1 pseudogene is annotated in these 756 nt (G+C 47.5%); it reads right to left on the bottom strand.

Annotation, left to right across the window (positions count from 1 at the left end):
* Positions 1 to 405: 405 nt before the first annotated feature.
* Positions 406 to 612: pseudogene (locus tag J9889_RS10785) on the bottom strand (IS4 family transposase); the annotation flags it as partial.
* Positions 613 to 756: the final 144 nt, after the last annotated feature.

Raw genomic sequence — 756 nt, 5'->3', positions numbered from 1 at the left:
TGGTGGGCATTCCCGCGGAATGCATGGTGTTTTTGCTCATGGGGGGAGCGTATCTAAGGAGCAGGATCAAGCAAGCAGGAAAGTGGGATCAAGAGACGATCGTCTCATTTTTCCTGTGTCAATACTGTTCCGGTGAATACTTACGCAACAGGCGTATCGACTCAGATTGCATTCCACCTCTCAAACAGTGAAAGACCAAATAGATGGTTTACTATTGAATCCCTCAGATCATGACGCGCATCTGGTGAAGAGAGCCGAACACTCGTATCAGCTTCATATAGACGGGCGATTCGTCGTCATGGCCAGTGGCGAAGACTTATTGGCGATTCCAACACATCGACGTTCGGCGGAGATCAGCAAGACGCATGATGACACCATACATACTGGAACCACATGTACAGAACCTTAAGCGGCAAGCGAATTAATAATACCGTCTAACGTGTTGTTTTGCTTGGATTTTCTCTGCCTACTCTTTTTGCCGTTTTTGGATAAATACACCATTGCCCACTCCAACTTCTCTGTTATTTCCTGCCACGCACCATGGATGATGCTCGCCAATATCGGCATTAACCAAAGCGCGCTGTTTTTGGCAATCTTCAGCATCGATAACTCGTAAGTATTCACCGGAACAGTATTGACACAGGAAAAATGAGACGATCGTCTCTTGATCCCACTTTCCTGCTTGCTTGATCCTGCTCCTTAGATACGCTCCCCCCATGAGCAAAAACACCATGCATTCCGCGGGAATGCCCACCA

This window comes from Aeromonas sp. PrichA-15, assembly GCF_017939245.1.
GTDB classification, from domain to species: Bacteria; Pseudomonadota; Gammaproteobacteria; order Enterobacterales; family Aeromonadaceae; genus Aeromonas; species Aeromonas caviae.
The sequence above is the reverse complement of the archived record's forward strand: the minus strand, read 5'-3'. Positions and strand labels throughout refer to the sequence as shown.